The 8531-nt window shown below is 73.4% G+C and carries 7 protein-coding genes and 1 pseudogene; 7 read left to right on the forward strand and 1 reads right to left on the reverse strand.

Features of this window, described 5'->3' with window-relative positions:
• The first annotated feature begins 9 nt into the window (after window positions 1–9).
• Window positions 10–2076 carry a hypothetical protein gene (locus K933_RS07080; RefSeq protein ID WP_023394016.1) on the forward strand — a complete coding sequence of 689 codons (2067 nt, stop codon included), beginning with the start codon at window positions 10–12 and terminating at the stop codon, window positions 2074–2076.
• A 7-nt stretch (window positions 2077–2083) separates the two neighbouring features.
• Here K933_RS07080 and K933_RS17905 read toward each other — a convergent pair whose 3' ends face one another.
• The gene (locus tag K933_RS17905) at window positions 2084–2272 is read right to left on the reverse strand and encodes a hypothetical protein (RefSeq protein ID WP_152529773.1); all 189 of its coding nucleotides are present in this window, start codon (window positions 2270–2272) and stop codon (window positions 2084–2086) included.
• A 156-nt stretch (window positions 2273–2428) separates the two neighbouring features.
• Between K933_RS17905 and tbsP the strand changes: the two genes are divergently transcribed.
• The 6 genes and pseudogenes from tbsP to K933_RS07110 all read left to right on the forward strand — a co-directional run.
• Window positions 2429–3244, forward strand: a complete 816-nt coding sequence (gene tbsP / locus K933_RS07085; RefSeq protein WP_023394017.1) for a transcriptional regulator TbsP — start codon at window positions 2429–2431, stop codon at window positions 3242–3244.
• A gap of 118 nt (window positions 3245–3362) precedes the next feature.
• Window positions 3363–5054: a YcaO-like family protein gene (locus K933_RS07090; protein WP_023394018.1), complete on the forward strand. Its 1692-nt coding sequence runs from the start codon at window positions 3363–3365 to the stop codon at window positions 5052–5054.
• Between the two features lie 89 nt (window positions 5055–5143).
• The gene (locus K933_RS07095; protein ID WP_023394019.1) at window positions 5144–6706 is read left to right on the forward strand and encodes a bifunctional metallophosphatase/5'-nucleotidase; all 1563 of its coding nucleotides are present in this window, start codon (window positions 5144–5146) and stop codon (window positions 6704–6706) included.
• A gap of 81 nt (window positions 6707–6787) precedes the next feature.
• On the forward strand, window positions 6788–7216 hold the full coding sequence (locus K933_RS07100; RefSeq protein WP_023394020.1) for a universal stress protein: 429 nt from the start codon (window positions 6788–6790) through the stop codon (window positions 7214–7216).
• A gap of 55 nt (window positions 7217–7271) precedes the next feature.
• On the forward strand, window positions 7272–8219 hold the full coding sequence (locus K933_RS07105; RefSeq protein WP_049947686.1) for a biotin--[acetyl-CoA-carboxylase] ligase: 948 nt from the start codon (window positions 7272–7274) through the stop codon (window positions 8217–8219).
• A gap of 75 nt (window positions 8220–8294) precedes the next feature.
• Window positions 8295–8531 (forward strand): annotated as a pseudogene (locus K933_RS07110) (hypothetical protein); the annotation flags it as partial.

The following is an 8531-nucleotide window of genomic DNA, read 5'->3' on the forward strand; positions in this document are numbered from 1 at the left end:
CCCAGTTCAATGAGGGTCGAAACGACCGACGAGGGACTCCGAGCGGCCGACGCGACCAAGTCGTCGATCACGGTGTCGACCGGCGACTGGGCCGACGGCGCGGACGCCCCATCGATCGCCGCCGCCCACGAGCGGTTGGGCGACCGCGCGCCCCACACCCCCGAGACGGCCGTCTCCGGCGAGACCGCCCGCCTCGGGTTCCCGCCGTACCGGGCCACCGTCCGGTCGCTCTCGTCGGGCGACACGACCACGCTCGCGCGCGCCGGCGGCCACCTCGACCTCCCGGCCGACGAGTACCTGCTCGTGGTGCAGGGGAGCGTCGTCGCGCAGGTCAGGTTCGACGGCCCGGCGACGCTGTCGCTGCCGAACTACGAGCGGGTCGTCCTCTCGCTGCCGGCGCGGGCGCCGGTCGAGGTGGGGTTCGTCTCCCGCGTCGCCGACGGCGTCGGGACGGTCACCGTCCCGCGGACCCCGCAGGGGCTCGCCACCGCCGTCTCGGTGTTCGGGGCGGTCAACCGGACGGAGACGCCCGACCGGACCTACCCGTCGATGCGCGGGCCGGCCCCCCGGGTCGAGTTCGGCGCGACGGACGTGCCCTCGGAGGTGCGCGAGCGGGTGGCCCGCTCCGGCGTCGAACTCGCCGTCCCGCCCGACCCCAAGCACCTGTTCGTCGCCGCGCCGCTGGCGGCGTATCTCGACGCCGAGGTGACGCTCGTCGACCCCGAGCGGGCGGCGCTGGTCGCCGACGGCGAGCGGTGGCCGCTCCCGGGGTTCCCGGCGTTCCCCGACCGGGTCGCCGGCCTGCTGAGACGGGTGTTCTTCCTCGACTGTCTCGTGCGGGTCGCCGGTCCACACGACGAGGGGGTCGACCAGGTGCCGCTTCTATCGGAGGTGGGGCTCGACGCCGAGACGGTGTACCCGATGTCGGTCGCCGAACGGGTCGGCGCCTACCTCGACGTGCCGTTCGAGTCGATATCCGACCGGCTCCCCGACTGGCACCTCTCGATGTACGTCAAGCCGACGTTCGACCACGTCGCCGCCCTGCCACACCTCGTCCCGGACCTCCCGTTCGTCCTCCCGCCGGACGCGACCGACCTGGAGAGCGACGAGTGGCTCGACCGCTCGCTCAGCGACTTCTACCGCGCGAGCCACGGCGACGTGGCGTCGATCGACCTAGTGCGGCCGACGCTCGGCCCCGGGCGGACCCACGGCTGGCTGGCCGACGGCGTCCCGATAGACGTGTTCAAGGCCACCACCGCGGCGTACGAGAACCGCGCGCGGTACCTCGACGCCGCCGGCGAGCCGCTGTCGGTGACCGCGGTGCTCAACGACAGCCGGATGCGCGACGAACAGGACGACGCCGCGGCCCGCTACCGCGAGCACGCGGAGGAACTCGACGTCGACATCGAGGTCCGCGAGAGCCTGACCGTCGACGACCTCGCGGCGGTGTTCGAGAGCCGTCACGACCTGGTCCACTACATCGGCCACTGCGAGACCGGCGGACTCCGGTGTTCCGACGGGACGCTGTCGGTGTCGAGCATCGACGAGTCGAACGTCCAGACGTTCTTCCTCAACGCGTGTGGCTCCTACTACGAGGGGCGCGAACTGGTCCGGAAGGGGAGCGTCGCGGGCGGGGTCACGCTCAACGAGGTGCTCGACAGCCACGCCGCGACCGTCGGCACGACGTTCGCACAGTTGATGGCCGGCGGCTACTGCATCGAGCGGTCGCTCGACAAGGCTCGCCGGCGGATCATGACCGGGAAGGACTACGCCGTCGTCGGCGACGGGACCCACGTGCTCACGCAGTCGACGTCGCTCGTCCCCGCCGACGTCGAACTCGACCGGGTGGGACCCGACGAGTTCCGGGTGCGCTACTGCGTCGACGGCCCGCGTCTCCCGGGGGCGTCCCACCACTGTTACCTCCGCGACGACGACGGGGAGAGCCTGCTGCGGACGCGCGAGGAGTACGTGGTCGACCGCGCGAAGATCCGCGAGTTCTTGGGCTACTGTCGCGAACCGATCCTGTACGAGGGCGACCTCCACTGGCCCGAAGAACTACGCGAATCGGTGCTCTAACCGGCGTCTACGGCCCGGCGTTCGTCGACCCGGTCGAGGCGGGACCCATCGTCGGCGGCTGCGTCTCGGCGGCCACCCCGCCCGCCGCGAGCGCGACGAGCAGTACGACCGTCAGGACGACGACCCGCGGATGGCGCGCGAGGAACGATGCGACCGCCGCACCCGTATTTGTATTCTTGACCACACTTAGTGGCATAGGGTCACTAGACGGTTGCAACGATAAATATATTGTGTCCGTAAGGAGTTAGCGGCCGTCTACCGGTCGATCCCGGTCTATTCGTCGGGTAGACGGCTTGGTTCGCTAAAATCCCGTTAGTATTAAATAGCTCTCTCCCCCTTCGTAGAGATACGAATGGCTTCGAATTTACTGGAAGGCTCGACGGAAGACGTGCTCCGCGCGGTACTCGACCGCACGGACGGCGACCTGGTGGTCGTCGACCCCTCGGAGACGGTGGTCGAGACGCTCGTCTCGCTCGGCTCCGACGACGACGACCTGCCGACGCTGAACGTCGTCGCGGACGAACGACTCCTGAAGGACGTCCTCGGCGACTTCCTGGTCGCGAGCGAGGCGGCCGACCTGGTGGCGGCCGACCGGCTCACGCTCCGGACGCTCGAGTCGGACGTCGACAACACGCTGCTCGTCGGCGCGGACGAACTGTACGCGCTCGTGACCGCGGGCGACCACGTCGCGGCGCTCACCGCCGCCGACGACGCGTTCATCGGCGACGCCTACGAGACGTACCGCGGGCTGTGGGAGGGGTCGGAGCCGTTCAACCTCCGGACGCCCGCGCTCTCGCGCGTCCGCGAGACGCTCGACGCCGACATCGGCGAGACGACCCGCGCCGACTTCGACGGCGTGCTCGACTCGCTCGAGACCGCCCGCGGCGACGGCGACGGTCTCGACGAGGTGACGATCAGCCTGCTCGTCGCCGCGAAGAACGACGTGCTGCTGTACGACATCAGCAAGTGGGGCGAGGACGTGGGTATCGCCTCGAAGGCGACGTTCTCGCGGACGAAGACCCGACTGGAGGACATGGGTCTCATCGCCACCGAGAAGGTTCCCATCGACGTGGGGCGGCCGCGCCTGCGGCTCAAACTCGGCGACGACCGCCTCCGACAGGCCGGCACCGGCGAACTCGCGGGCGTCGCCCGCAGCATGCTGAACTGAGCGTCGCGACCGACGCGACCGACACGCGGCCCGCCGTGCGGGTTGAGCCGCCGACGGTGACGCGACGGGACGGAACTGCTTCTTCGGCTTTTTCACCCCCACACCCGACGGGTCGGGTATGGACATCGCCATCGTCGGACCCGACCCCGCGGCGGCCGCCCTCCGGGGGGCGTTCTCCGACGTCGACGTGAACGCGATGGAGGTGACGGTCGACCAACTCGACGGCTTCGACTTCGGCGTCGTCGTCGGGACGGCCGGCGACGCGGCGTTCGAGACGGCGAACGACGCACTCGGCTCGTGGGCCGCCGTCGAGGTGGGCGGCGTCGGCGGCCGGCCCGTCGAGGGACTCCACGCCGCGGTCTCGCTGTTCTCGCCCGACTCGGGCTGTTACGACTGTCTGTGCGACCGCGCGGCCGCCACCTCCGCCGACGGCGCGGAGCCGCGGGGGACGAAGAGCGCGGTCCGGTTCGCGGGCGCGCTCGCGGGCCGGCGGGTCATCCGGCAGCTCTCCGGCGAGGACCTGGCGGGGACGACCGTCGAGGTGCCCGGCCGCGAGCGCGGGTTCCTCCCCTCGCCGGGCTGTGACTGCGGCGCGCGCCCGACGGGGTTCGAGCTGTCGTACCGCGAGGTGGACCTCAACGACGCCGTCGCCCGGATGGACCGCGCGGTCGACGACCGCCTCGGCCCCGTCGCCGAGGTGGGCGAACGCGAGTCGTTCCCGGTGCCGTACTACGTCGCGCGCACGGCGGACACGACGCGGTTCTCGGACGCGCGGTGTGCGGAGTTCGGCGCGGGCGTCGCGGCCGACTGGAACTCGGCGTACGCGAAAGCCATCGGCGAGGCGCTCGAACGCTACTGCGCGGGCGTCTACCGCGCCTCGGAGTGGCGGACGGCGCCGACCGAGGGCGTCATCGACGCCGTCCCCGTCGACCGGTTCGTCCGACCCGACGACGCGCCGACGCCCGCGGCCGACGAGCGGGTGGCGTGGGTCGACGGCTACGACCTGGCGTCGGGCGAGTCGGCGTCGCTGCCGGCCGCGTTCGTCCACTTCCCGCCGCCCGGGGAGACGCGGTACAAGCCGCCCATCACGACCGGTCTCGCGCTGGGCAACTCGACGGTCGAGGCGGCCCTCTCGGGGCTGTACGAGACGGTCGAGCGCGACGCGTCGATGCTGGCGTGGTACTCGACGTTCGACCCGATGACGCTCGACGTGGACGACGAGCGGTTCGACGCGCTCCGCCGCCGGGCGCGCGCCGAGGCGTTGTCGGTGACGCCGCTCCTCCTGACGCAGGACGTCGACGTACCCGTCGTCGGCGTCGCGGTCCACCGCGACGACGAGTGGCCCCGGTTCGCGATGGGGTCGGCCGCCTCGCTCGACGCCGCGGGCGCGGCCGCGAACGCGCTGGCGGAGGCGCTCCAGAACTGGACGGAACTCCGCTCGATGGGGCCCGACGCGGCCGCCGAGGAGGAGGGCGCCATCGCGGAGTACGCCGGCTTCCCCGACCGCGCCCGGGAGTTCCTCGCGGGCGGGGCGGCGGTGCCCGCCGCGGAACTCGGCGGCGACGCCGACGGCGAGGCGGAACTGGAGACGCTCCTCGCGCGACTGGGGGACGCGGGACTCGACGCGTACGCCGCTCGGCTCACGACCCGCGACGTCGCGGACCTGGGGTTCGAGGCGGTCCGCGTGCTGGTCCCCGAGGCGCAGCCGCTGTTTACGGGCGAGCCGTTCTTCGGCGACCGCCTCGACTCGGTGCCCGAGTCGATGGGGTTCGAGCCGCGGCCCGACCGCGCGTACCACCCGTTCCCCTGAGCCGGCGGCCCAGCGGGCCGACGCGGTCGACCGACGCGGAGGCGATGCGTTCTTGACCCGTCGCGTCGAACCGACCGTCTCTAGCATCGATGGTCCGCCTGCTCCACTACTCGGATATCGAGAACGTCTACGACGACCCCGAGCGCGCCGGCCGGCTGGCCGGCCTGCTCGCGGAACTCGACGGCGACGACGCGCTCGTGGTCGGGTCGGGCGACGACACCGCGCCGGGCGTGCTCGCGCTGGTCGCGCGCGGGCGGCAGGCGCTCGACTTCTTCGAGGCGGTCGACGCCGCCGTCGAGACGTTCGGCAACCACGACTTCGACTTCGGACCCGACGCGACCCGCGAACTCGTCTCCGACGCCCCCCAGACGTGGGTCGGCGCCAACGTCTACGCCGAAGAGGCCGACCCCGAGGCGGTCCGGGCGAACGCGGCCGACCTCCGCTTCGAGGCGGACGACTCGGGCGACGCGGGCGTGCCCGCCCCCGGCGCGTTCGGCGCGGCGGAGGGGGTCGTCCCGTGGACGGTCGAACCCGTCGCGGGCGAGCGGGTCGGGCTGTTCGGCGTCACCGACCCCGCGACTGACTCGCTCAACCCGATGGCCGCCGACCTCGCGTTCACGGACCCGCTCGTCGCGGCCGAACGGGCGGTCGACGCGCTCCGCGACGCCGGCGCGGACCGCGTGGTCGCGGTGTCGCACCTCGGCAACGCGGACGACGACCTCGCGCGCGTCGACGGCGTCGACGCGGTGCTCGGCGGCCACGTCCACACCCGGCGGGTGGAGACGGTCGACGGGACGCTCTGTACCCGCCCGGGCGTCAACGGCGAGGCGGTCGTCGAGGTGGACCTGGGCGCCGGCGACGCGGGCACAGACCGGCCGGCGACGGGGACCCTCCACGACCTCGCGTCGGCTGACGCGCCCGTCGACGAGCGGCTGGCGGACGCGCTCCGCGCGCGGATGCGCGCGGCGGGGCTCGACCGGACGGTCGGGCACGCGGCGACGCCCATCGAGCGCACCCAACGGACCGTCCACGGCGGCGAGTCGCGCGTCGGCAACCTCGTCGCCGACGCCTACCGGTACGCCGCGGACGCGGACGTGGGGCTCCAGAACGCCGGGGGGATCCGGCTGGGCGACCCGCTCGTCGGCGAGGTGACGGTCGCGGACCTCATCAGCGTCGTCCCGTTCGAAGAGCAGGTCGTCGTGGCGGAACTGACGGGCGCGGAACTCCGCGAGGCGTTCCGGCAGATGTCGGCGTCGGTCGTCGACTTCGGCCGGCCGGGCTGGTGGCACGGCCACGTCAGCGGCGCGGAACTCGTCTTCGACGACGCGGCCGACGAACTCGTCTCCGCGCGCGTCGGCGGCGAACCGCTCGACGACGACGCCGTCTACCGGGTGGCGACCCCGGAGTACCTGCTCCACTCCGACCACGAGTTTCCCGTCATCGAGGAGCGCCACCGCGCGGGCGAGTGCGGCATCCAGCACGACGCGCTCGCGGCGTACATCCGCGCGGAGGGGCTCGACCCGCGCGTCGAGGGCCGGATCCGGCGGGTGAACCGCGAGCGGGCGGCCGGCGGGACCGCCGACGCGGGGGACGAGACCGCCGACGCGGGAGGCGAATCCGTCGACGCGGGCGACGCGACGGTCGACGAGTGAGACGCGGACCCGGCGACGGGCGAGCGCCCGACGACCTGACGGGGGAGTAGCGTTTAGTCCTCCGCGCCCCTCGTCCGAGTGATGACGCTGGTCGTGGTACCTGTCCGGTACCCGCTGACGAGACACTCGAAGGCGACGCTCGCGGAGGCGCACCGCATCGCCGAGGAGCGCGACGCCGAGTTGACGGTCCTCCACGTGGACCTCTACCAGAACGGCCACGAGGTGACGCGGACGGGGCTCAAGCGCGCGGTCGAACGCGAGTTCGGCCAGCTCCCCAACGTGCGCTACGTGGTGCGGAAGGGGTTCCTCGTCGAGGAGACCATCCTCGACGAGGTGGCCGCCGAGGACGCCGACGTGGTCGTCATCGGCGCCAAACAGGCCAGCCGGTGGCGGCGGATGCTCCGGAAGGTGTTCTCCGACCCCGACGTCGAGGGGTACCTCCGCGAGAAACTCGACGCCACGGTGATCACCGTCCAACCCGACGAGGTGGACCACGGTGCCGCCGACTGAGACCGATTCCGACGCCGATTCCGACCCCGACTCCGGCTCCGGATCCGACGCCGGTATCGACGGGGACGCCGACCCCGGACTCCCCGACACCCGCTGCGCGCTGCTGTCGGCGCTCGCGGACGGCCCGGTCGGGGGTCCCGCGCTGGCCGACCGGCTGGGAGTCTCGCGGGCCGCGGTCTGGAAGCAGGTGGAGGCTCTCCGCGACGCCGGGTTCGACGTCGAGAGCGGCGACGACGGCTACGCGGTGACGGGCGTCCCGGCGTACAACGCCGAGGCGCTGGCGTTCGGACTCGACGCGCCGTTCGCCGTCGAGTACCACGACGCGCTGGGGTCGACCAACGACCGCGCGCGAGCGCTCGCCGCGGCGGGCGCACCCGAGACGGTCGTCGTCGCGGGCGAACAGACCGCCGCGCGGGGCCGACTCGACCGCGAGTGGGCGGCGCCGTCGGGCGGCGCGTGGTTCTCGGTGCTGGCCCGACCGGACGACCCGCCGGCGCACGCGCCCGCGTTCACCCTCGCGACCGCAGTCGCGGTGACCCGCGCCTGCCGGGAGGCGGGCGTCGACGCGCGGATCAAGTGGCCGAACGACGTGCTCGTGGGCGAGCGGAAGCTCTGCGGGATACTCACCGAGATGGCGGGCGAGGCCGACCGCGTCTCGTGGCTGGTCGTCGGGGTCGGCCTGAACGCGAACGTCGCGGCCGCGGACCTCCCCGAGGGGGCGACCAGCCTCCGGGCGGAACTCGGGAGCGCCGTCGACCGCCGGCTGCTCGTCCAGCGGGTGCTCGAAGCGTTCGACGACCTCCGGGGGGACCTGACGGCGGTGGTGCCCGCGTGGCGCGAGCACGCCGACACGCTCGGCCGCCGCGTACGGGTGGAGACGCCCGGGGGCGTCGTGACCGGCGAGGCGGTCGGCGTGGAGTTCCCGGGCGCGCTCGTCGTCCGGACCGACGACGGCGAGGTGCGCGTGACCGCGGGCGACTGCGAACACCTCCGACCGGCGTGACCCGCCCGCGGGAGCCGAGCGCCGGGGCCGTCGCGTCGCTTTTCTCCGCCCGGCCGGTAGGTCGGCCGTGAGACCGTGAACCGACGCCGCCTGCTCGCGTCGCTCGGCGCGTCGGCGCTCGGCGGATTCGCGGGGTGTGCGGCCCTGACCGGGAGCGACGCGGCCGGGGGGGACGCGCGGACGGTCGCGCCCGACCTCCGGGGGACGCCGTCCGCGACGGCGACGCCCGCCCCGCCGGAGCTGCCCGAGTCGGTGCGGTGGCGGGTCGGTCTCGCGGGCGTCGCGTGGACGGCGCTGACCCGCGGGACCGCG

The organism is Candidatus Halobonum tyrrellensis G22 (assembly GCF_000495475.1).
GTDB classification, from domain to species: Archaea; Halobacteriota; Halobacteria; order Halobacteriales; family Haloferacaceae; genus Halobonum; species Halobonum tyrrellense.

Bases quoted from the DNA above. Each gene is read 5' to 3' on its own strand.
- K933_RS17905 (WP_152529773.1), bottom strand. From the start codon at position 2,272: ATGCCACTAAGTGTGGTCAAGAATACAAATACGGGTGCGGCGGTCGCA.
- K933_RS07095 (WP_023394019.1), top strand. From the start codon at position 5,144: ATGGTCCGCCTGCTCCACTACTCGGATATCGAGAACGTCTACGACGAC.
- tbsP (WP_023394017.1), top strand. From the start codon at position 2,429: ATGGCTTCGAATTTACTGGAAGGCTCGACGGAAGACGTGCTCCGCGCG.
- K933_RS07080 (WP_023394016.1), top strand. From the start codon at position 10: ATGAGGGTCGAAACGACCGACGAGGGACTCCGAGCGGCCGACGCGACC.
- K933_RS07100 (WP_023394020.1), top strand. From the start codon at position 6,788: ATGACGCTGGTCGTGGTACCTGTCCGGTACCCGCTGACGAGACACTCG.
- K933_RS07090 (WP_023394018.1), top strand. From the start codon at position 3,363: ATGGACATCGCCATCGTCGGACCCGACCCCGCGGCGGCCGCCCTCCGG.